We start from the raw sequence: 22,857 nt of genomic DNA, 5'->3' as shown, positions 1-22,857 counted from the left end.
CTTAATTATCAAGCGTTGTAAATCCGAACTGTTCAAACACAGCTCGGGATTGCGATTCGAAGAGATAGTCGACAAAAGCTTGAGCCACATCCGCTTGTGTGGAAGTTTTCACAACAGCCACCGGATAGACTATCGGCTCGGTAAGATCCGCGCTGCCGGCCGTATCCACCACAGTCAGATCCTCCACGTTGGCATCTGTGTGGTAAAGTACGGCTGCATCCACCGTGCCCTCTTTGACCCACTGTGTGATTTCCTTAGCATTGGAACCCCAACTGACCTTATCCTGAAGCCGGTCGTATATACCAAGGTGATTTAAAAGATCTATCGCGTAACGACCGACCGGAACGTCACTGTTGCCAAGGCCGATGCGCTTCACGTCAGGATGTAGCAGATCTTCAAAGTGCCGCACCCCTTTCAGGTCGGAACGCACCGCCAACACCACCTCATTACTCAACATATTTTTAATGGTGTCGGTGGCAATAAGTCCCTCGTCATTCAGCCCGTCCATGTGTGCCCTGCTCGCCGAAACAAAGACATCAAAGTCCGCGCCCGATTCCAGTTGTGTGCGCAGTGTTCCGGACGAATCAAAGTTGTAAACAATGTTCACCTCAGGATGCGCCGCCTCATAGGATGCCTTGACGGCCTCCATGGATTCCGTCAGACTGGCCGCCGCCGCCACAGTCAGTGTCCTCTGTTCCGTCATCAGACCGGTCGCTTCCCCCTCAGTAGAAGTACTCCCTGAAGGCATACCTTGGCACGCCGCTAGAAAGAAAACGCACCCGAGCACAGTGATGTGCCACACCCTAGACCACGCCATACCCTATCCTTTCAGTTACATCGTATAGCACCGCTCTACTATACTAAGCATCGTGTTTACTTCTTCCATCATACAGAACTGAAAACAATTTTGTCAAGGCACCATCCATACCCGTGAAGATACCAATAGTCTACGTTGCCATAGGAGTTATTTCGGTTCGATATCAAAACCCTGCTTGGCAATGGACGCCATCACATTACGCCGCTTCGCATTGATCCCTTGGAATCTCGCGACCACTTGTCGGGTGAAGGAGTCACTGCGCCGTCCCTTGTCTCTCGTGTCATAGTAGGTCGTCATCGTCGTATCATAGCCTTGAATCGCTTCCATGATGTTGTCCGTTAGGCTGTAGCGGTTTTCAAACAACTTCAACACTTTGGGCATCCTCGGCTTCAAGTCCGGATTGTCGTCAATGACCCCAAAGCCCATGCCGATGACCGGAAAAGTCAATGCCGGCAAATCCAACAATTCAACCATTCGGTCATAGTCATTTAAAATAGATCCGAAGTAGACCCCTCCAAGACCCAAGGATTCCAGTGCCACCATAACATTTTGTGCCCCGATCACCGCATCGGTAAAGCCTTGAAAAAAACGATCCATGTCGCGGTAACTGCCACCCGTATAGCCCATCGCTCGTGCAATCTCAGCATTGCGGTGAATATCTGCAACAAAAATCCACAACTCCGGACACTTGGCAAGGTAATCCTGCGTCGCGACTTTACGAATTTCCTCCCGAATTTCAGGATCCGTCACACGAATAATAGACGCCTGCTGCATACCTGTCGAGCTGGCGGCGTGGTTGAATACGTCAAAGAGCACATCCACTATCTCTTTAGCTACGGGCTCATCTTTAAAAAAGCGAATCGTTCTATGTTTCAATTGTTGTTGTATCGTCTCATTCATCGTAGCACCTCATCACATTTACCGAATTCTCCTAATTTTTCTACCCCATTTGCCTCACGTTCTCTACGATACAGTGTCATAAATATTTCACAAAATTTTTATGACATTTTCACACCGGTTCTTCTATGATAGACAAAAAGGAGCGTGAAATGAACACTTTAATTATCTTAGCCATTATCACCACCATTTTTATTGGCTACAAGTATCGCTACAACGTCGGCATCATTGCCATTTTGTTTGCCTACCTCTTCGGCGCATTCGGTCTCGATCTTTCGCCTCAGGACATCCTCGGTCTCTGGCCAATGAAGATTTTCTTCGTGATCTTCGCCGTCAGTTTATTCTACAACTTTGCGGTGGTCAACGGCACCATGGATCGACTGGCCGGCCACCTGCTCTATCGCTTTCGGCATTTTCCCAATGCCATCTACCTCATTATCTATGCCGTGTCGGTAATCCTCTCCGCTATGGGCGCCGGATTTTTTACCGTCATGGCCGTATTCTGTCCCATTGCCATGCGCATTTGCAAGCGCAGCAACAAAAATATTCTCATCGGTGCACAGGCGGTGAACTGGGGCGCGTCCGGGGGAGCTAACCTAATGACCTCCGGAAGCGGGATCGTCTTTCAAGGTCTCTTAGTCGAGCAAGGCTTTGAACATCCCTTCTCCATGGGCATTCCCATCTTTCTCTTCACCATTATCTATCCCTTCATTTTACTCCTCGGCTATCTCGTGTATGAACGCCTCACAGGCCGTAGCACCACCGATTCCATCGCCGTCACCAAGCCTGAACCCTATACGTCCAAACAAAAAATCAATATCGTACTTATTATTTTTACCATTTTGCTTGCTCTCGTCTTTCCATTCCTTACACTCTATACATCAAACCCCTTGATTCACACCATTAATGGCAAAATCGACATTGGTCTGGTCTGTGCAGGCATGTCCGTCGTCGCACTTCTCCTCGGCCTTGGGGATCAAAAAGAAGTGCTCACCCGCGTCCCATGGAACACCATTGTCATGCTTTGCGGTATGGGCATGCTGATCGAGGTTGCCATTGCAGCGGGACTCAGCGATCAAATCGGCCACTTCATGAACGCCAACGTCCCACCACTGCTCTTACCTGTGAGCTTCTGTCTCGTCGCAGGAGCCATGAGTTTCTTCAGCTCCACCTTGTCTGTGGTCACGCCGGCCCTCTTCCCTGTGGTCGGTGCCATGGTCGCCTTAAACCCGAGCTTAAATCCTGAACTTTTATTCACCGCTGTCGTCGCCGGATCCCTCTGCACCAACATCTCACCATTCAGCTCCGCAGGCTCTTTAATGCAAATGTCCGCCCCAACGGAAGCAGACCGGGAAGTGCTTTTCGATAAACAGCTCCTGGTCGGTATGCCTTTAAGCTACGCAGTCTGCACCGCCTTCGTTTTTATCCTAACCTTTATTATGGGATGAGCTATGTGGCATCCTACTTAAGGCTTCTCACCGGTAACGGCTCTGCACCGCGGTCTGTGAGAAGCCTTTTTATATTTGACTTTGATTCCCATAACCCAAGAGCACACAGCACATGTAGCTACACCTACACTCATCACACCTAGGTACCATGTCGCACAACATAAAAACCCTATGTCCTTACCTCACCTCCAACCGACTTGCGCATCGCACAGCTCACTCACAATGATCCGCTGTTCATCTCGAAGAAGGACACATAGCCATCTCCTCACACCGGATCTGATACTAACCCTGAGCGCCACTCATCGCGATATCAAAGCAAGACTAGGACGTCAAAATGCCTCCTTGGTAACAATCTTTATCACAACATAATTTAACCCTAAGAGGTGTATTTTCATCCCTTACATTGCTTATCATTTATGGGATATGTTTCATCATTACTATGACAACCTGGAATCACAAACTGCATAACTTAGATGCTCTTTTCAAATACACTATACAAAAAAAGCGACCCGAAGGCCGCTTTTTTATCTACTGAGATTTAGAATTTAATTTGAGCAAATCCAGTAATAATCAGCACGTTAATAATATCGATTGCAAATGCTCCTACCATTGGTAGAATGAAGTAAGCTTTTGGAGCCGGACCATATTTCTCAGTGATAGAGTCCATGTTTGCAAGTGCATTGTAAGTAGCGCCCATACCGAATCCACACATACCACCAGCAAGAACTGCCGCATCGTAGTTTTTGCCCATGATGGTGAAGGTCACAAGGTAGGTGAAGATAATCATAAAGACGGTTTGAGCGAAGAGTACAATAAGCATTGGGCCCGCTACCGCTTTTAATTGCATCAAGTCAAGGCTGATCAATGCAATAACTAAAAATACATTTAATCCGACATCGCCGACAATGCTGTTAGCTCGAAGATCGACGCCAAAAGTTTTGCCGCGACCCAGTGTGTTAATGTAAATAGCTGCAAAAATCATCGCTGCAACATATTCAGGAAGATTCAAAGGTGTACCCGCAATGCTGACGTGATCAGCAAGGAATTTTTTCAAAATAACGCCTAAACCGATGGAAACAAAAACAACCCCAAGCACTTTTAAGAAATCATAAGCTGTGAGTTCATCTTTTGGAGCTACTTCAATATTACCGGCTTCATCAAAGTGTTGTAAGCTGCTTTCGTCCGGTGTGAGATTATACCTGCGAATAAGTGCAGAACCTACAGGACCACCAATAAGAGATCCCATAATAACCCCAAATGTTGCTGCTGCCAACGCTATAACTTCCCCGGATTGCAAACCCATTTCTTCGAGGGTAGGTCCCCAAGCACCTGCCGTACCGTGACCACCAACCATAGTGATAGAACCGCATGCTAAACCTAGTAACGAATTTTGTCCAAGTAGCTTGGAAAGACCCATACCGATAGTATTTTGGAATACAACTAACGCGGTTGAAATAAGAGTGAAGATAATAAATCCTTTTCCTCCCTTTTTCAGCGTTTCCAAGTTAGCTCCCAAACCGATAGTAGTGAAGAATACCATCATGAACGGATTTTTAAGAGTTTCATCCATTTCAAAAGTTGCAATGTTACCGACTTTTAACAGCAAATGAATAATAGCAAATAAAAAGCCGCCGATAACCGGTGCAGGAATACAGAAACGTTCAAAGAATGCTACTTTCCCACGTAAGTACTTACCAACAAATAAGACGATAATCGCAATCGCTACGGTTTGCATCATGTCTGTTTGAATAGTAAACATATTTTTCCTCCTATGTATAATATTACGCTTTTGCGTAAGACAAGTATAACATAAAAAGATTAATATGAAAACCTTTATTAAGTTAAAAAATAACCACCTTATCATTACGAAGTTGTTTCTCAAGGAACTGTAAACTCTTTCATGTTAAGCTGATTATAAGATGATAAACCGCATAGCTCCAGTCTATAAAAACAATTTCCCCGATAATCGTTTTCATATTTTATCTCTGTAAATGAGAAAATAGCCTTTACGACATCATTCGTCAGGTAAATAAGGTGAAGACCATCGCAAATCTCGCCCTAGTTTCTGACAGAATAAGGCAACGCGTCATAAAGCACCATAGGGCCAGTAGTCCCGAATAACGCATAGCGATTATATTACCCACTTCCTGATTATGATCTGGCTTATGACACCTATGTCGTTATGCCGGCTTCTTTTGGCGCTATACATCCCTATTATGTGTGTAAAACTTATCCCTAATTCATCACCCTGTCTAACACATGATACTTCTCACTATTCTATTGAATATGAATAATCGTATTGACCCCATAAAAAAAGAGCCTTAGAGGCTCCATTACTTATACTGTTTCGGAAGTTCGTTAATAGTACAGTGTCCAAAAGAAGTTTGGACCGACGACGTATCAATGACACGCTTGACTAAAACTTCAAACGGCTCTACATCCCCAGTAGTGTAAAAATCAATAGCCGGTGTTTTTCCTGCTTCAACATCTAGCAGCGTCATCAATTTATTAATAGTAAAGACAGCCGGGTCAATAATAGTGACCTGACGGCCTTGTTCTGTAAATACTGTTTCAAAAGCCTGACGTGCTAAAGGAAAATGGGTGCAGGCCAAAATCAAGGTATCATAATCATAGTCTTCAAATTTATTCAAATAGCGTCGTACTGTAGATAACGCTTCCTCATCATCTAAATGACCCTCTTCAATACTTAGCACCAGATCTGGCGCTCCAATACCCCTCAACTCAATCTCTGGATGTATAGGAGTTAAAGTATCTTCATAAACACGACTCTTCACAGCACCTTCTGTAGCGATATAGGCAATCTTATTATTCTTGGTCACAGTCGCAGCATACTCACAAGCCGGACTCACTACGCCAATAACCGGAAAAGGAAATTTTTCCTGAGCGTTTTTTAACCCATAAGCAGTTGCCGTATTACAGGCAATCACACAAGCTTCAATATCTTTTCCAAAGCTTCGAATACTTTGCTCGGTATAATATTCAACTTCCCAGCCCGGACGCTCACCATAGGGCATATGAAAGCTGTCGCCTAAATAGCATAAGGGCATCTTTAATCTATCAATACCTGCCTTTAAAATAGACAGACCACCTATTCCGCTATCAAAAAAAGCTATTTTTTTCACGGACAAATCCTTCCTTCTATAAAATAAAATGATTTTATTTCTATTTTAAATACTAGTCTATTAATTCAACCGCGTTTAATTATTATATCATATTTAAGGTTATACATCATAAAGCCTCATAAAAAAACACGTGACGTCAATTGATCGTCACGCGTTCTTAAAACCGGCAAAACCTACTCTCCCAGGCCGTCTCCAGCCAAGTACCATCGGCGTATTAAAGCTTAACTTCTGTGTTCGGAATGGGTACAGGTGTGTCCTTCATACTATGGATACCGGATAAACTCACAATCATATGCTTTGGTCAAGTCTTCGACCGATTAGTACTCATTAGCTCCACACATTACTGCGCTTCCACCTTGAGCCTATCTACCTCATTTTCTTCAAGGGGTCTTATCTATGGGGAAATCTCATCTCGAGGGGGGCTTCGTGCTTAGATGCCTTCAGCTCTTATCCCTTCCAAACTTAGCTACTCAGCCGTGCCATTGGCATGACAACTGATGCACCAGCGGTTTGTCCATCCCGGTCCTCTCGTACTAAGGATAGCTCCTCTCAAATTTCCTACGCCCACGACGGATAGGGACCGAACTGTCTCACGACGTTCTGAACCCAGCTCGCGTGCCTCTTTAATGGGCGAACAGCCCAACCCTTGGGACCTACTTCAGCCCCAGGATGAGACGAGCCGACATCGAGGTGCCAAACCTCCCCGTCGATGTGGACTCTTGGGGGAGATAAGCCTGTTATCCCCGGGGTAGCTTTTATCCGTTGAGCGATGGCCCTTCCACGCGGTACCACCGGATCACTAAGTCCTGCTTTTGCACCTGCTCGACTTGTTGGTCTCGCAGTCAAGCTCCCTTTTGCCTTTATACTCTTCGCACGATTTCCGTCCGTGCTGAGGGAACCTTTGAACGCCTCCGTTACTCTTTCGGAGGCGACCGCCCCAGTCAAACTGCCCGACTGACAGTGTCCCTTCCCCTGATTCAAGGGGTTAGGTTAGAATTCTAAGTTTAAAAGAGTGGTATCCCAACGGTGACTCCCTAAACACTGGCGTGCTTAGTTCTCTGTCTCCCACCTATCCTGTACATTCAAACTCAAAATCCAATGTCAACCTACAGTAAAGCTCCACGGGGTCTTTCCGTCCTGTCGTGGGTAAGCGGCATCTTTACCGCTACTACAATTTCACCGGATCCTTTGTTGAGACAGTGCCCAAATCGTTACACCTTTCGTGCGGGTCGGAACTTACCCGACAAGGAATTTCGCTACCTTAGGACCGTTATAGTTACGGCCGCCGTTTACTGGGGCTTCAGTTCTAAGCTTCGCTTGCGCTAACTCTTCCCCTTAACCTTCCAGCACCGGGCAGGTGTCAGCTCCTATACGTCGTCTTTCGACTTGGCAGAAACTTGTGTTTTTGGTAAACAGTCGCTTGGGCCTTTTCACTGCGACCCTATTGCTAGGGCTCCCCTTCTCCCGAAGTTACGGGGTCATTTTGCCGAGTTCCTTAACAAAGGTTCTTCCGCGCGTCTTAGGATTCTCTCCTCACCTACCTGTGTCGGTTTGCGGTACGGGCGATAGGTTACTCGATAGTGGCTTTTCTTGGCAGTGTGGATTCATAGACTTCTCTACTTGTTTTCGATCCGCATCACACTTCAGTGTTACTAGACACGGGATTTGCCTCGTGTCCCACCTTTGTGCTTGCACGCCGCACCAACTGGGCGCTTCTATTATCCTCCTGCGTCCCCACTTACGTGAACGCTTCCTATCGGTACAGGAATCTCAACCTGTTTGCCATCGACTACGCTTTTCAGCCTCGCCTTAGGTCCCGACTTACCCTGAGTGGACGAGCCTTGCTCAGGAATCCTTAGGTTTTCGACGGGTGAGATTCTCACTCACCTCTCGCTACTCATGCCAGCATTCTCTCTTCTGTAAAATCCACAGTGGCTTACGCCTTCTGCTTCGTCTCTTACACATTGCTCCTCTACCATCCTTACGGATCCACAGCTTCGGTATATAGTTTAGCCCCGGTTATCTTCGGCGCAGAGTCACTTGACCAGTGAGCTATTACGCACTCTTTAAATGTATGGCTGCTTCTAAGCCAACATCCTGGTTGTCTGAGTAACTCCACATCCTTTCCCACTTAACTATTATTTTGGGACCTTAGCTGGTGGTCTGGGCTGTTTCCCTTTCGACTATGAAGCTCATCCCACATAGTCTGACTCCTTAGTGCTTGATTTGGTATTCGGAGTTTGATAGGTCGCGGTAAGCTATTGCCCCCTAGACCAGTCAGTGCTCTACCCCCTCATCATTGTTCACTAAAGGCTAGCCCTAAAGCTATTTCGAGGAGAACCAGCTATCTCCGTGTTCGTTTGGCTTTTCACCCCTATCCACAGGTCATCCGATAACTTTTAAACGTTACCCGGTTCGAGCCTCCATCAGATTTTACTCCGACTTCACTCTGCCCATGGATAGATCACACGGTTTCGGGTCTATGACACCAAACTCTCGCCCTATTAAGACTCGGTTTCCCTACGGCTCCGAAGCTTTACTTCTTAACCTTGCTTAGTATCATAACTCGCTGGCCCGTTCTACAAAAAGTACACGATCCTGGCTTGTGCCAGTTTCGCTGCTTGTAAACATTAGGTTTCAGTTTCTATTTCACTCCCCTCTCGGGGTTCTTTTCACCTTTCCCTCACGGTACTGGTTCGCTATCGGTCACCAAGTAGTATTTAGCCTTGGGGGGTGGTCCCCCCGTCTTCCCACCGGGTTTCTCGTGTCCTGTGGTACTCTCTTGTGCTGATAGTGTCCGGTTTTCGCTGACAGGGCTGTTACCTTCTTTGGCTTACCTTCCCAGGTAATTGGACTAACCGTATCTATCGTCTGCACGCTTGGGCTCTATCCCGTTCGCTCGCCGCTACTGAGAATATCGATGTTTCTTTCTTTTCCTCGGGTTACTTAGATGTTTCAGTTCACCCGGTTCGCTTCCTTAAGTTATGGATTCGCTTAAGGATACCTCGTACGAGGTGGGTTGCCCCATTCGGACATCTACGGATTGATGGCTATTTGCGCCTCCCCGTAGCTTATCGCAGCTTGTCACGTCCTTCGTCGCCTCTTGGTGCCTAGGCATTCACCTAATGCTCTTTTTTACTTGACCTTTGCTAATCAATTCTGTATTGACTGCATTTTTATCCAGTGAAGATTGTCAATTGTTCTTATGTTAGAAATTTTGACTTGTCTTCTCTTGTGTTTTTCATATGATTGTGTAGTTTTCATGGTTCGTGGTCTGCATCGCAGACATTTGACCCTTGTGGAATTGCACCACAACACGCTCTCTAGAGAGGTCCATATATAATTTCATAGTGTAGAACGAAAGTCATAAGACTTGATTGTAACCCGAACCTGACGTGTCCTTAGACACATAAGGTTCTTCGGTTTTCCTTAGAAAGGAGGTGATCCAGCCGCACCTTCCGATACGGCTACCTTGTTACGACTTCACCCCAGTCACTTATCCTACCTTCGACGGCTGCTTCTTTCGTTAGCTCACCGGCTTCGGGTATTACAAGCTCCCATGGTGTGACGGGCGGTGTGTACAAGACCCGGGAACGCATTCACCGCAGCATTCTGATCTGCGATTACTAGCAACTCCGACTTCATGTTCTCGAGTTGCAGAGAACAATCCGAACTGAGATCGGCTTTTTGAGATTCGCTTGGCATCACTGACTTGCTCGCTCTTTGTTCCGACCATTGTAGCACGTGTGTAGCCCAGGACATAAAGGGCATGATGATTTGACGTCATCCCCACCTTCCTCCGATTTATCATCGGCAGTCCCTCTAGAGTTCCCATCGTTACATGCTGGCAACTAAAGGTAAGGGTTGCGCTCGTTGCGGGACTTAACCCAACATCTCACGACACGAGCTGACGACAACCATGCACCACCTGTATTAGTGTCTCCGAAGAGAAGGGTGTATCTCTACACCGGTCACTAGTATGTCAAGCCCTGGTAAGGTTCTTCGCGTTGCTTCGAATTAAACCACATGCTCCGCTGCTTGTGCGGGTCCCCGTCAATTCCTTTGAGTTTCATGCTTGCGCACGTACTCCCCAGGCGGAGTGCTTAATGTGTTAACTGCGGCACCGAAATTCTCCGACACCTAGCACTCATCGTTTACGGCATGGACTACCAGGGTATCTAATCCTGTTTGCTACCCATGCTTTCGTTCCTCAGCGTCAGTTTGTGACCAGTAAGTCGCCTTCGCCACCGGTATTCCTCCTAATATCTACGCATTTCACCGCTACACTAGGAATTCCACTTACCTCTTCACTACTCAAGTCATACAGTTTCTAATGCTTACAGAGGTTGAGCCTCTGCCTTTCACATCGGACTTGCATGACCGCCTGCGAACCCTTTACGCCCAGTGATTCCGGACAACGCTCGCCCCCTACGTATTACCGCGGCTGCTGGCACGTAGTTAGCCGGGGCTTCCTCCTATGGTACCGTCATTATCTTCCCATAGGACAGAGCTTTACGAATCGAAATCCTTCTTCGCTCACGCGGCGTCGCTGCATCAGGGTTTCCCCCATTGTGCAATATTCCCCACTGCTGCCTCCCGTAGGAGTTTGGACCGTGTCTCAGTTCCAATGTGACCGTTCACCCTCTCAGGCCGGTTACTGATCGCTATCTTGGTGAGCCGTTACCTCACCAACTAATTAATCAGCCGCGAGCCCATCTTTGACCGCTAGGCACTTTGATCGATTCGACAGGTGTCAATTCGATGTTATCGGGTATTAATCACCGTTTCCGGTGGCTATCCCCGTGTCAAAGGCAGGTTGCTCACGTGTTACTCACCCGTCCGCCGCTAATCCTCGCTCACGTCACCTCGAAAGGTTCTGTGTGTGATTCATCGCTCGACTTGCATGTGTTAGGCGCGCCGCCAGCGTTCGTCCTGAGCCAGGATCAAACTCTCGATAAAAAGTTTTTGTCCTTAGCTTTCAGTTGTTTCACTGACTTTTCCGCTAAGCTTGCTTGCTTATGATTTTTCGTTTTCTACACTATGTAATTATCTTGGTTCAGCGCTATCTCTTTCGAGACAGCTTATACATTATATTTCTCAAGCTCAACTTTGTCAAGAAGTTTTTACAATTCTTTTAAAGTTTTTTTCGAGCTCAAGCGCTCCTCTTTTGAAGTAGCTTATATATTGTATTCCCCCGGAAAAGATTTGTCAAGAACTTTTTATAATTTTTCTTGAACATTTTATTTTCGAGGACCACCTCTTGAAGCAGCTCATATATGATATGACGTTCAGCCTTCAGTGTCAAGTACTTTTTTCTTTGATAATCCTTCCTTAAACCGGTTTAAATATCAGCACCAATAGCTCGGTGAGTCCATAGAGCACCACTTGGTGGGTCACGTAGATGAGCAGGCTTTTGCGACCGATCTGGCTAATGAGATTGGGACGCCCATAGTGCCCGAAGTAGTCTTTTCCTTTTATCCAGTCTCCGAAAATGAAGCCTGCCGTTAAAAGCAGTACCCACGGCAACAACGGAAAATAGTCGGTCGAGGTAAACGTACTGTTTGGAAAGCCTAAAGGATACAGGTTCAAAGCGTAGAGTCTCTGAGGCAGTTCCCTACCGAAGGCAACCCCGGACGGAATCGTATAGGTGCCTATGTACAAGCATGCAAAAAAGACGGCAAAAGTCGCCGGCAGACGCCGCAAATGTTGCTGCAACAGTCCCACGACGACAAGACTTGCGCCCAAGCCGTTTAATACGCCGAAATATATGGACAGATCCGGCGTGATCCATGTCGTGACAAGAGTGATGAGAACCCCTAATACTGTAAGCTTCAATCCTCGTTTAATGTTCTTTTCTCCGGTAAGAAAGCTCGCCGTCATCCCCGAGATCCAAAAGAAGCTCACAGCTATACTGCGCTGCCACCAGGTGGTAAAGGTCGTACCGTCGTACCACGACAGCTGCCAGTATAAATTGATGTCATAGGCAAAGTGAAAGAGAACCATGGCGATCACTGTCAATCCTCGCCATGTGTCTAAAAGATGGTTACGCTTCATGGCGCAGTCCTCTGAGCAGTGCAATTTCTTTGGCATGGCCGTCGTTATCCAGCGGCGTTTCTAAATAGAAGGGCAGATCTCGCAGTGCCGGATGGTTGATGATGTCCTCTATCGCCTGAAGTCCAATATGGCCTTTGCCGATTTCCTCGTGACGATCTTTGTGGGCGCCTCTTGGATTTTTCGAGTCGTTGAGATGCACGGCTTTGAGGCGATGCAGGCCGACAGTTTCATCAAAGTGGCGCAAGACACCGTCCAGATCATGGACGATATCATAGCCGCCTTCGTGCAGATGGCAGGTATCCAGACAGACGCCCACCTTGTCCTGAAGGCGCACGCCGTCGATAATGGCAGCGAGTTCTTCAAAGGTCCGTCCCAATTCCGTCCCCTTACCTGCCATGGTCTCAAGGAGTACGGTGGTGGCCATATCGTCCCAAAGAATCGCGTTAAGACATGACTGCACCAACTGAATACCTTTCTCCACTCCCTGTCCGACGTGAGAACCGGGATGAAAGTTGTAGAGTTGCGGCCCAAAGAACTCCAGACGTTCAATGTCTTCTCGCATGGCCGCATGAGCAAACTCCAGCACATAGTCCTTATCGGACGCCGGGTTCAAGGTGTAGGGCGCGTGAACGAGGATGTCGACATGCCTTTCTTTTAGAAATCGCGCGTCAGCTTCATCCCAAGATTTCATTTTCGAACCTCTGGGGTTGCGTATAAAAAATTGTAGTGTGTTGCCGCCTTGGGCCACCATGCTCTCATACAGTCCACGGTAACCTTTTGCGAAAGATTGATGGGATCCGATTTTTAAAGTAGTCATATAGGTATTATACCTCATCTGAAGGCGTCGTGTTTTTAAAGCTTGTTTTCTTCTGATATAATGGAGGGCAAAGGAGGTCAGCTATGCCTGAAAAAATTCTCGTTGTGGACGACGAACAGTCCATTGCAGATATTATCCAATACAACTTAGCCAAAGAAGGTTATGAGTCCCAAGCCGCCTACGACGGCAAGGCCTGCCTGGATAGCCTGAGTCAGAGTCATTTTGACCTTGTCATTTTAGATATTATGATGCCGGTCATGGACGGTTTCTCCGTGTTAAAAGAGCTTAGAAAAACCAAGAACACCCCGGTGATTATTCTCACCGCCAAAGACGACGAAGTCGATAAGATTCTAGGCTTGGAGTTGGGGGCCGATGACTATGTGGTGAAGCCTTTCTCCATGCGCGAACTCATGGCTCGTGTCAAGGCGATTCTGCGTCGTCGAAACCTCGCCCCTTCCGCCGATGATGTCACATTTAAATGGGCAGACTTGGAAGTGGACTTGAACAAATATGAAGTCCGCAAGAAAGGTGTGCTGATTGAGCTCACCCTTCGGGAGTTCGAGCTTCTCAAATTCCTTGTCAAAACGCCCGGCCAAGTTTACTCTCGGGAAGAACTTCTGGATAAGGTATGGGACTACGACTACTACGGCGACATCCGCACCGTGGATGTGACGGTGCGTCGACTGCGCGAAAAAATTGAAGACTCCAAAGACTACAAATACATTCTCACCAAACGCGGCGTAGGCTATTACTTCGGAGGCTGATATGTTCTCAAGTATCAAGTACCGATTCATCACCCTCTACCTTATTCTCATGTTACTGTGTATGGCCATTGTCGGTACCTTTATTATCAATCGTCTGGAATCTGTCCAGGTGGATAACGCTACGGAAAATATGCATGCCACGATGAACTCCATTATCAGCACCTCGAACTATTTAAACACAGACAACTGGCTGGAGAATAACGACAAGATTATCGACACCTTTGTCAGTTGGCGTCTGATGCCCTCCCAGGTGCTCTACGCCATCACCTCAGATAAAGGTGATCCTCTGATTATTGCCGCTTCACGCAATTCCAACAACCCGGTGGCATTGTCCAATGACGCTCTGGAACCGGATATGGTCTTGCAGGCCCTGGCCGGCAACGAGGAAGAGCGCACGGTGCACGCCGGCACCGAAGACGTCCACGAAAAACATATTGCCAAGCCGGTCTTTGCTCCCGGCGGACAGGTGATGGGTGTGCTGTACATGACCGAATCGTTAACCGCGATCTATAACGTTGTGGATAACGCCCGGGTCATCCTGACCTATGCCACGGGTATTGCCGTTTTTATCACGGCGATTCTCGGGTATTTTCTTGCCAATTCCATCACCACGCCCATTCGTGCCGTCACCAAAAAGGCAAGAAAAATGGCCAACGGCGATTTTCATCAACACGTGGATGTGAAGAGTAATGATGAAATCGGCAAGCTCGGCTCCATGTTCAACCTGCTTACCGAAAAGCTCAACGCCACGATCGCCGATATGGAACTGGAGCGAGGGAAGCTTGACTCCATCTTTACTTATATGCAGGAAGGCTTGGTGGCGGTGGATCGGAACGGTACCCTCGTCCACGTCAATCCCACGGCGAAGCGCATTTTGAAAAAACCAGACGCCGCAGAGCTGGATTTGTCACCGCTGCCGCTAAACAAAGTGGACTATAACGACTTCACCACCCTGGTCGGTGAAGAAGAGCTATTGTTAAAGGGAAAGTATTACAAGATTAAGTACGGTCCGTTTCGTCGGGAGCGCTCCATTCAGGGTCTCATCGTGGTCTTTCAGGACGTCACACGGGAGCACAACTTGGATGCTCTGCGCAAAGAATTTGTCGCCAATGTTTCTCACGAGCTGAAAACTCCCATCACCACAGTACAAACCTATTCGGAGACCCTCCTGGACTCGGATTTGCTTGAGGGGCCTCAGAAGCATTTTATTGCCACCATCAACCATGAAGCGCAGCGAATGGGACAGCTGGTGACCGATCTGCTTGCCCTTTCTAACATTGACTACGGAACCCATGCGATGACCTTGGCGCCGATATCTCTACGCTCTGTCATCGATGAAACGCTGAGCAATCTGAAAGTGATGATTGCACAGAAAAACCACCGCATCACCCTTCATCTGCCGGAGGACACACCGGCAGTCCTTGCGGATCGCAGTGCTCTTGAGCGAATTTTAAACAACATCATCTCCAACGCGGTGAAGTATACCGATCCCAACGGTCATATTGATATCTGCGCTGAAAGCGCAGTGCCAGACAGCGTCACACTGCGCGTCCAAGACAACGGCATCGGCATCCCGAAAGAGGACCTGGGACGTATTTTTGAACGCTTTTACCGAGTGGAAAAGAGCCGCAGCCGTGCCATGGGCGGCACGGGGCTCGGCCTTTCCATTGCCAAAGAAATGACCGATCGGATGCACGGCAAGCTTACCATCGATTCGGAGCTGGGGGTGGGCACCACCGTTCACCTCACCTTAAGGAGCCCTCACAATGAAGGACAATAAAGAACGGTTTCTCGACAGTATACTGGTGTTGTTGGTGGCACTACTCCTCGTCCAGTCCGGCCTCTTGTGGATGGACTCCGGACGGCAAAAGAGCACCTCAACCCTTGCCGCTGTAGATACCTCACGTCTGGAACGCAACTTGATACGTCCGTCACAAATGATTGTCAACATCGGCAACCACCACTACAAAACACCTTTTTTTGACATGGTCTACGGTCAGTTGGAAACAGAGATTTTACAGCGTCTTGACACCGTGGATCTCAAATCGTTGGAGACGGTGGATCGGGACACCTACATGAACTATCAGTACTACCCGTCTCTGGTCTTTCGCTATGCATCACGAGTGCCGATGGGCACGTTGTTGAATCTCCTCGGCACACACCAGAACGAACCCTTTGCTTTAGATGAAATCTACCTCGCAGAGAATCAGATGATTATAACCAGTGCCGGCACCCACTACGTTGTGGCGAATCCACCGAAACTGAGTTCTGATCTACTTAGCGCAAACACCATGACATACAAAAATTTTAACGAACGCTACCAGGTCAAGAAGAATCTCTACGTGCCCGACTCCGTGACCTACCCCATCCCTGAAATCACCTATGCGACAGATATGAGCGGCCTCATGCGTGACGATGCCTTTGTCGGGAATCTCTCCACCCAATTCTTTCAAAAAGATATTGAGCACATTCGGGATTTGGAAGAAGACACCCAACGCACACTGGTCTACGAAAATCAATTCCTCTACATCAACGACCGAGGCACCATTGAATTTGAAGACGCCAGCCGCTTTTCTTCCCCTCAAGTCAACCTCCACACATCCTTTACCACCGCCCTCGAATTTGTCGCGGACAAAGTAGCCAACAGCGGTCTCTACCTGTCTGCCATCGAACCCGTGACCTTTGAAGGCAACCAGGGCTATCGCTTTACCTTCGATCGCCTGGAGCGCAACATCCCTGTCGTTATGATGGAAGATGATGCCCACTACGTGGAGCTTGAAGTCTATAACACCCATATCCGTCGTTTTCGTCAAAACCACCGGGTGGTGGCGCCCGCTCCGAAAGAAACCTCACGAAGCCTCATTCCTCTTTCTCTGGATACGATTTTAAGCCGCAACAGCTCAACCTTCGGTCCGTCTGTCGCCGCAGCTATGACAAGTATCGCCAATGTCGGCATCAGCTATCTGGATGACACATTAAGCGGCGATCCGGATTTACGCCCCGCCATCTACATTGACTACAACAACCGCCGTCTCTACTTCAATCCTTTGAGCGGCCGCCTGATTATGGAGCGATAGTATGGATTGGTCTCAAGCTAAAAAAATCTTAATACTTGCCCTGCTCGTCACCAATCTCATCCTCGGCGGCACACTGCTATGGCACCACATTCGCGACAAAGATCCCACCCTGTCCGACGATTTTATCCAAGAAGTCACCACGCGCCTTGCGGCCAAGGGTATTGAAGTCCGTGCAGACATTCCTCACCGGGAGATTGAATTGCCTTCCCTGAAAGTAGAACTGCAAAACTACAATCCTCAAACCTTAAACGCCGAATTCTTTGACGGCAAAGGGACGGTGGACCGACCGAATTCATCGTTTACACAAATCAGTCACGGCGATGACATCCTCTCGTTAGTCAATCGCCGCCGGGTGATCTACGAACACATCGGCACACTCACACCATCAGAAGGGGATCCAGAAGCAGTTGCCAAGGCCTTTTTACTGGATCACAACTTCACCACTCAGGATATGATGCTCACCTACACCTCGGAAAATGACGGTATCACTACACTGCACTATGCCAAGGTCTACAACGGCATTCTCTTAGAACGCAGCTTCACTAACTTAACCGTCCAAGACGGCCATGTGATTGCCATGGATCGACTGTGGCTGGACGTCTTAAACGAGTCCCAAAGCGCCGTGACTTTGAAGTCCGCAACGCGAGCGCTGCTGGAACTCATGGGCAGTGATGATCCGCCGGTCGGAGCCATTGTGCGCATTGATCCGTGCTACTACTTCGACCCGGAAGAGCAAGGCTACATTGAAGACATCACTAAAACCAGCGAAGGCCGTGCCACACCATATTGGCGGTTTCAGCTGGAAAACGGCGACACCGTAACCATTCAGTCCACCCGATAAGGCAGATGACCTAAGACCGACCTATGGGAATAAGAGGTCGGTCTTTTCATCGTGCCCGTCACCACTATATCGTCATACCTATCTCTCGATGTGCTGAGGGCAGCGAGTCACTGCATGCACCAAAGATATGCGCCACGACACGGTCTATACCTTGTCCCCCAAAAGACGAAAATACACAGGATACCCAGCGTGATACGTGACTTTTACCTGGAGCTTTTCCGTCCACAGAAAGCTGGGAGCAAAATAATATAATTATAAAATAAACCGTGAATCCAGGAGGTGTTTATGTCACTCATTAAAATTGAAAATCTCACGTTCTCCTACTATGGCTATGTGAAACCTGTATTTGAAAATGTATCCTTCTCCTTTGATACCAACTGGAAAACAGGATTGATCGGAAGAAACGGCATCGGTAAATCCACACTGTTCAAACTACTTTTAAAGCAAGAGGTCTATCAAGGCAAAATCAGCTCAAGTGTTGACTTTGTTAAATTCCCGCCGGACATAAGAAACCCGTCACAATTAGTGATTGCATTGTATCAAGAACTGCTGCCTGATGAAGCAGACTGGAAATTATGTCGAGAACTGAATTTGCTCCACCTGGATGAGAATCTGATTTACCGAGCGTTTGACACGCTGTCTAAAGGCGAACAAACCAAAATCCTTTTAGCTATGTTATTTACCAAAGACGACGGGTTTTTGCTGATTGATGAACCCACCAACCATTTAGATCTGGAGGGCAGACAAGTTGTCAGTGACTATCTGAAAAGCAAAAAAGGTTTTTTGCTTATATCGCATGACAGAAATTTTTTAGACGGCTGCATTAACCATGTGATTGCCCTGAACAGAAACTCTATTGATGTTCAATCAGGAAATTTTACATCATGGTATGACAACAAAACCCTCAAAGACCGGTTTGAACTCGGTCAAAATGAGAAATTACAAAAAGATATTAAACGATTAAAAGACGCTGCACGACAAAGTCAAATGTGGTCCGATAAAATTGAAACGACTAAAAATGGTATGAAAGTGTCCGGGGTAAAACCGGACAAGGGGCGTATCGGTCACCGGTCAGCCAAGATGATGAAGAAGTCCAAAAATTTAGAACATCGCCAACATAAGGCCATAGAGGAAAAACAGCGTCTATTAAAAGATATCGACGCCAAGGAAAGTCTCTTGCTCCATCCGTTAGCCCATCACAAAAATCCGCTGCTGTCCGTCCGCGATGTAGCCGCATACTATGGCGACGTGCAGCTATTCAGTCACCTAAGCTTTGAGATAAATCAAGGTGATATCGCGGCTATATATGGTGGTAACGGGAGCGGAAAATCCACCCTGATTAAAATTTTATTAGGTTTACATCACGACTATACCGGCGAGCTGCACTTGGCAAGCGGGCTGAAAATATCGTATATTCCTCAAGCTGCATCGGATTTAACAGGGCGCTTAAATGAGTATATTCATCAGCACAATGTAGATGACACATTGTGTAAAACGATCCTCAGTAAATTAGATTTTTCCAAAGCATTGTTTGACATGGATATGCAGCATTACAGCGACGGCCAGAAAAAGAAAGTGTTACTTGCTGTCAGTTTGTCAAAGCCGGCCCATGTATTTATTTGGGATGAACCGCTAAATTACATTGATGTCATCTCAAGAATCCAGATTGAGGAGATGATCAAAGCCGCAACGCCCACGCTGATATTTGTGGAACACGACAAGCGATTTGCAGACGAGCTGGCCAATAAAATCATTCAGGTATAAACAAACTCCTCATCACGCGCGAAAATAGAACGCCTGCAACAGTAAATCCACCAGGGTTTACTGTTTTTCTTTGCCTAAATCGAAAAGGTGTCTTAATAAAAAAGAGCCTGAGCAGCGAAGCATCTCTTAGCATCACAAAAGGTCTCTCACAGCCGCTTGTATAGGACCGTACCTTCGTCGTCCCAAGTGAGCGAGCCTTTATTCTAAGGTCACTTCACCGGATGTAAAAAACTATTCCCAACAAGCGAATCGTGGGTGGTATAATTGAAAAAAACCAACGGAGGAAATGATGATATGAAAAAAGATTTCACCAAAATGCGTACACCGCATACTTATGCCATTATTTTTTGTGTTGTCATCGTGTGTTGGCTTCTCACCTTTCTAATTCCGGCAGGGAAGTTCACCACGCAGGACATCACCTACACCAACGCTCAAGGCGAAGAAACGACCAAAACCGTCCTGGACGCTGCGACGTTTCGCTATGCCTACAATCTCAATTCGGACTTTTTAAAAGCAGAACTGCCGACGCTCATGGCGGATGAAGCTGCCATGATGGAGCTGGAAGTGGATGGGGATCTGCTCTCAGCTGCCCTGACAGAAGAGACCCTCACCCAGGACATCTTGGATGAAGCGGGCCTTTCCGATGACGAACTGTACGCACGCTACGGTCTCGACTTCTACGATACGTCTGAGAAACTGCACAAGACCGCCGGTCTTTGGGGTACGGACGATACCGGCGGATTCGGCGTCTTAAACTACCTCTTTGAAGGTCTGGTCAGCGGTGACAAATACGGCACGGCTGTCGGGATTGTTGCCATGATTCTGGTTGTCGGCGGCGCTTTCGGGGTCATCCTTGCTACCGGCTCCATAGATGCCGGCATCTACGCTTTCATTCACAAGGCCAAGGGCATGGAAAAGTTGGCTCTGCCGCTGCTCTTCTTCCTCTTTTCTCTCGGCGGTGCGACCTTCGGTATGTCGGAAGAAGTCATTCCGTTTTCTATGATTATGGTGCCTTTTGTCATTGCCTTAGGCTATGACTCCATTGTCGCCGTGACCGTATCCTTTGTCGCATCCCAAGTCGGCAACGCCGCATCGTGGATGAGTCCTTTCAGTGTGGCCGTGGCTCAAGGTATTGCCGGCGTGCCGATTCTCTCCGGCGCCACCTTCCGTCTGGTGATGTGGTTTATTGTTACCGGACTCAGTGCCGCCTATATGATGCGCTACGCAGAAAAAATCCGCAAAAATCCAACGTTATCCGTAGCCTATGAAACCGACGCACATTTCAGAGACCAACTTCAAAACACCTCCGGCGAAGTCCAAGCCTTCACCTTAGGTCACAAACTGGTTCTCTTTGAAGTGCTCCTCGGTCTGGTGTGGATTATCTGGGGGGTTACGGTCCACGCCTACTACATTCCTGAAATTGCATCCCAATTCTTTGTCATCGGTTTTGTCTGCGGCATCACCGGTATCATCTTTAAACTCAACGGCATGACTGTCAACTCCATGGCCGGCGCATTCCAACAAGGCGCTGCGGACCTGGCGGGGACGGCTGTGGTCGTCGGGATGGCAAAAGGCATTCTTCTCACCCTCGGCGGATCTGACGCCAGCGTACCGTCCACATTAAACACCATTCTCTACACAGTGGGCAACCTCTTAAACGGCGTACACCAATCTGTCGCCGCCGTCGGGATGTATTTCTTCCAAAGCGCCTTCAACATGGTCGTCACGTCCAACTCCGGCCAAGCGGCGCTGACCATGCCGATTATGGCGCCGCTCTCTGATATTGTCGGCGTCAACCGCCAAATCGCCGTCCTTGCCTACCAACTGGGTGCCGGCTTTGTCGATGCCTTCTCACCGGTCTCGGCAAGTCTGATCGGGATTCTTGGTGTGGCCGGCTTGGATTGGAGCAAGTGGGCGAAGTTCCAAGTTAAAATGCAAGGCTTCTTCCTGCTTATGGGTACAGTCATTGTTGTCTTCGCCGTGATTATCGGCTTTAATTAAACACGTCACAGGAGACACTATGATTACTCTTATCAAACGCGCCGACATCTATGGCCCGGAACCTCTCGGCATTCACGATGTGCTTCTTGTCGGCGACAAAATTGCGGCGATCGGCGATAATCTGGAGGTAGAGCTACCCGTTGAGCTCACTGTCATCGACGCCAACGAACTCAAGCTCACCCCCGGCTTTATCGATAGCCATGTCCACATCTTGGGTGGTGGCGGCGAAGGCGGCTTTAAAACGCGGACTCCGGAAGCCACATTGACGACCTTCACCCAAAACGGCGTCACCACAGTTGTCGGTACGCTCGGCACTGACGGCATCACCCGCTCACTAAAGAGTCTTCTGGCCAAAGCCCGTGCCCTCACTGAAGAAGGGATAACCTGTTTTATCTACACCGGATCTTACCGACTTCCCCTCACTACCCTGACCGGCTCAATCATGGAGGACATCATTCTCATTGATAAAGTCATCGGCATCGGAGAAGTCGCGCTAAGCGACCACCGCTCCTCACAACCCACCTTTGACGAATTCATTCGTGCGGTGGCGGATGCTCGTGTCGGCGGTATGCTCTCGGGCAAAGTCGGCATAGTCAACGTCCACATGGGCGATGGCAAGACCAACCTAGACTATCTTATCCGTGCTGTCACAGACACGGAACTGCCCATCACCCAGTTCGTGCCCACCCACATCAATCGCAATCCGGAGCTGTTTGAAGCCGGCATTGAGTTTGCCCAGCTGGGCGGTGTCATCGACTTTACCGGAAACACCGACCCGGAAGCTGCGGAACGCGACTACGGCGAAGTCCCTTTCTATAAAGGCCTGAGCCGCTTACAAAAAGCCGGATGCAGTCCTCACAGCTACACCCTCACGTCCGACGGACAGGGTAGTCTTCCGGTCTTTGACGAGGCAGGCAACCTCACCGGTCTGGGGGTCGGCACAAGCTCTGTCCTTTTAGAGGAAGTCAAACGTGCCGTGGCCTACGGTCACCCTCTGGATGTACCGCTGCGTGCTGTGACGGAAAATCCCGCCCGCATTTTAAAACTGGCAAACAAGGGCCGAATCGACGTCGGTCGGGACGCCGATTTGCTTCTCTTGGATAAGGATCTGAATCTGAACACTGTCATTGCCCGAGGACAAATCATGGTGCGTGACGGCAACACTCTGGTTCACGGCACATTTGAAAACAACTAATATCATGGAAAAACACCACAAATTTGTGGTGTTTTTTCT

14 protein-coding genes and 3 rRNA genes are annotated in these 22,857 nt (G+C 48.2%); 8 read left to right on the top strand and 9 right to left on the bottom strand.

Annotated elements, in window-relative coordinates; all coding sequences use genetic code 11:
• Position 1: 1 nt before the first annotated feature.
• Together modA and O6R05_RS00430 are read right to left on the bottom strand one after the other, a co-directional pair.
• On the bottom strand, positions 2 to 817 hold the full coding sequence (gene modA / locus O6R05_RS00435) for a molybdate ABC transporter substrate-binding protein (protein WP_271191595.1): 816 nt from the start codon (positions 815 to 817) through the stop codon (positions 2 to 4).
• Positions 818 to 964: 147 nt separating this feature from the next.
• Positions 965 to 1,717, bottom strand: coding sequence for a nitroreductase family protein (locus O6R05_RS00430; RefSeq protein ID WP_271191594.1), 753 nt, complete (start codon positions 1,715 to 1,717; stop codon positions 965 to 967).
• 149 nt (positions 1,718 to 1,866) lie between these two features.
• Between O6R05_RS00430 and O6R05_RS00425 the strand changes: the two genes are divergently transcribed.
• Positions 1,867 to 3,162, top strand: coding sequence for an SLC13 family permease (locus O6R05_RS00425; RefSeq protein WP_271191593.1), 1,296 nt, complete (start codon positions 1,867 to 1,869; stop codon positions 3,160 to 3,162).
• A gap of 538 nt (positions 3,163 to 3,700) precedes the next feature.
• Here the strand turns inward: O6R05_RS00425 and gltS are convergent.
• The 7 genes from gltS to O6R05_RS00390 all read right to left on the bottom strand — a co-directional run bounded on the left by gltS (position 3,701) and on the right by O6R05_RS00390 (position 13,176).
• Positions 3,701 to 4,921 (bottom strand): sodium/glutamate symporter, encoded by a 1,221-nt coding sequence (gltS, locus tag O6R05_RS00420; protein ID WP_271191592.1) that lies wholly within the window; start codon positions 4,919 to 4,921, stop codon positions 3,701 to 3,703.
• 574 nt (positions 4,922 to 5,495) lie between these two features.
• On the bottom strand, positions 5,496 to 6,305 hold the full coding sequence (murI, locus tag O6R05_RS00415; protein ID WP_271191591.1) for a glutamate racemase: 810 nt from the start codon (positions 6,303 to 6,305) through the stop codon (positions 5,496 to 5,498).
• 161 nt (positions 6,306 to 6,466) lie between these two features.
• Positions 6,467 to 6,582: ribosomal RNA gene (gene rrf, locus O6R05_RS00410) — 5S ribosomal RNA — on the bottom strand.
• 20 nt (positions 6,583 to 6,602) lie between these two features.
• A 23S ribosomal RNA gene (locus O6R05_RS00405) occupies positions 6,603 to 9,450 on the bottom strand.
• A 288-nt stretch (positions 9,451 to 9,738) separates the two neighbouring features.
• Positions 9,739 to 11,264: ribosomal RNA gene (locus O6R05_RS00400) — 16S ribosomal RNA — on the bottom strand.
• Together the 16S, 23S and 5S rRNA genes form the textbook arrangement of a ribosomal RNA operon.
• Before the next feature lie 372 nt (positions 11,265 to 11,636).
• Complete coding sequence (locus O6R05_RS00395) at positions 11,637 to 12,395, bottom strand: heparan-alpha-glucosaminide N-acetyltransferase (RefSeq protein ID WP_271191590.1); 759 nt, start codon at positions 12,393 to 12,395, stop codon at positions 11,637 to 11,639.
• Positions 12,349 to 13,176, bottom strand: a complete 828-nt coding sequence (locus tag O6R05_RS00390) for a deoxyribonuclease IV (protein WP_271191589.1) — start codon at positions 13,174 to 13,176, stop codon at positions 12,349 to 12,351. The genes O6R05_RS00395 and O6R05_RS00390 overlap by 47 nt, the downstream gene beginning before the upstream one ends.
• Positions 13,177 to 13,259: 83 nt before the next feature.
• Between O6R05_RS00390 and O6R05_RS00385 the strand changes: the two genes are divergently transcribed.
• The 7 genes from O6R05_RS00385 to iadA all read left to right on the top strand — a co-directional run bounded on the left by O6R05_RS00385 (position 13,260) and on the right by iadA (position 22,818).
• Entirely contained in the window at positions 13,260 to 13,940 is a 681-nt protein-coding gene (locus tag O6R05_RS00385) for a response regulator (RefSeq protein WP_271191588.1), read from the top strand.
• 1 nt (position 13,941) lies between these two features.
• Positions 13,942 to 15,720: a sensor histidine kinase gene (locus O6R05_RS00380; RefSeq protein ID WP_271191587.1), complete on the top strand. Its 1,779-nt coding sequence runs from the start codon at positions 13,942 to 13,944 to the stop codon at positions 15,718 to 15,720.
• Positions 15,707 to 17,017: a hypothetical protein gene (locus O6R05_RS00375; protein ID WP_271191586.1), complete on the top strand. Its 1,311-nt coding sequence runs from the start codon at positions 15,707 to 15,709 to the stop codon at positions 17,015 to 17,017. The genes O6R05_RS00380 and O6R05_RS00375 overlap by 14 nt, the downstream gene beginning before the upstream one ends.
• A 1-nt stretch (position 17,018) precedes the next feature.
• Positions 17,019 to 17,858 (top strand): two-component system regulatory protein YycI, encoded by an 840-nt coding sequence (locus O6R05_RS00370; RefSeq protein ID WP_271191585.1) that lies wholly within the window; start codon positions 17,019 to 17,021, stop codon positions 17,856 to 17,858.
• Positions 17,859 to 18,143: 285 nt separating this feature from the next.
• Positions 18,144 to 19,622: an Lsa family ABC-F type ribosomal protection protein gene (locus O6R05_RS00365; RefSeq protein WP_271191584.1), complete on the top strand. Its 1,479-nt coding sequence runs from the start codon at positions 18,144 to 18,146 to the stop codon at positions 19,620 to 19,622.
• Between the two features lie 264 nt (positions 19,623 to 19,886).
• Positions 19,887 to 21,623 carry a putative basic amino acid antiporter YfcC gene (gene yfcC / locus O6R05_RS00360; protein ID WP_271191583.1) on the top strand — a complete coding sequence of 579 codons (1,737 nt, stop codon included), beginning with the start codon at positions 19,887 to 19,889 and terminating at the stop codon, positions 21,621 to 21,623.
• 19 nt (positions 21,624 to 21,642) lie between these two features.
• Entirely contained in the window at positions 21,643 to 22,818 is a 1,176-nt protein-coding gene (iadA, locus tag O6R05_RS00355) for a beta-aspartyl-peptidase (RefSeq protein ID WP_271191582.1), read from the top strand.
• Positions 22,819 to 22,857 lie beyond the last annotated feature (39 nt).

The sequence above is a fragment of the Peptoniphilus equinus genome (genome assembly GCF_027921445.1).
Classification (GTDB): domain Bacteria; phylum Bacillota; class Clostridia; order Tissierellales; family Peptoniphilaceae; genus Peptoniphilus; species Peptoniphilus equinus.
The sequence above is the reverse complement of the archived record's forward strand: the minus strand, read 5'-3'. Positions and strand labels throughout refer to the sequence as shown.